Annotated in this window: 1 protein-coding gene and 1 pseudogene; both read right to left on the bottom strand. The window is 32.7% G+C overall.

Annotation, left to right across the window (positions count from 1 at the left end; translation table 11 throughout):
• Positions 1-270: pseudogene (locus tag A9G30_RS09725) on the bottom strand (YdcF family protein); the annotation flags it as partial.
• A gap of 4 nt (positions 271-274) precedes the next feature.
• The coding region (locus A9G30_RS09720; protein ID WP_065588823.1) for a DNA-3-methyladenine glycosylase I at positions 275-784 on the bottom strand (510 nt) is incomplete at its 5' end.

The raw sequence follows: 784 nt of genomic DNA, 5'->3' as shown, positions 1-784 counted from the left end.
ACTTGCTGATTCATCTTTACCTTGTCCACCACAAACAACGACTTTAGTTTGAAGATTATTTTGTAAGTAAGTAGCAGCAATATCTAAACGAATTTGTAAAGTTAAAGGCGCTGTAGCTGGCGTGCCGACAACTTGAGATCCTAACACAACCATAGTTTCAGCATTATCAACGGGCTTTTGTTGTGCATAAATAAAAATAATAATATTACAGACAATAAAATAACTTAAAATAGTGATTACGAAATACTTTAATAACTTCAATATATTCATTAAATTAACATCCTTTTTTAAAGCAATTCTGAAAATGATCATCAACCAGTCCCATTGATTGCATAAAAGCATAACAAATTGTGGAGCCAACAAAACTAAAGCCTCTTTTTTTTAACTCCTTTGACATGTTGTCAGATATTTCGGTGCTTACAGGCACTTCACTTTTATCTTTAAAGTGGTTAATAATGGGCTTGCCGTTTACAAAAGACCAGATAAATTGCGAGAAATCTTCCCCTTTTTTTTGCATATTTAAATAAGCATGGGCATTTTTGACAATGCTATTTAACTTTAAACGATTACGGATCAGTCCTTTATTTTTAAGTAATTGCTCAATATCTTCAGTTGACAATCTTATGATTTTTTTGGGGTCAAAATTGAAAAAGCAACGGCGATATTCATCACGCTTTTTCAAAACAGTAATCCATGATAACCCTGCTTGTTGCCCTTCAAGGCAAATCATTTCAAATAATTTAAGGCTATTATGTTGAACAATGCCCCATTCGTTATCGTGGTA

It is taken from the genome of Gilliamella sp. Fer4-1 (assembly GCF_001690515.1).
Taxonomy (GTDB): domain Bacteria; phylum Pseudomonadota; class Gammaproteobacteria; order Enterobacterales; family Orbaceae; genus Gilliamella; species Gilliamella apicola_C.
This window is presented reverse-complemented; position numbering and strand designations above follow the sequence as displayed.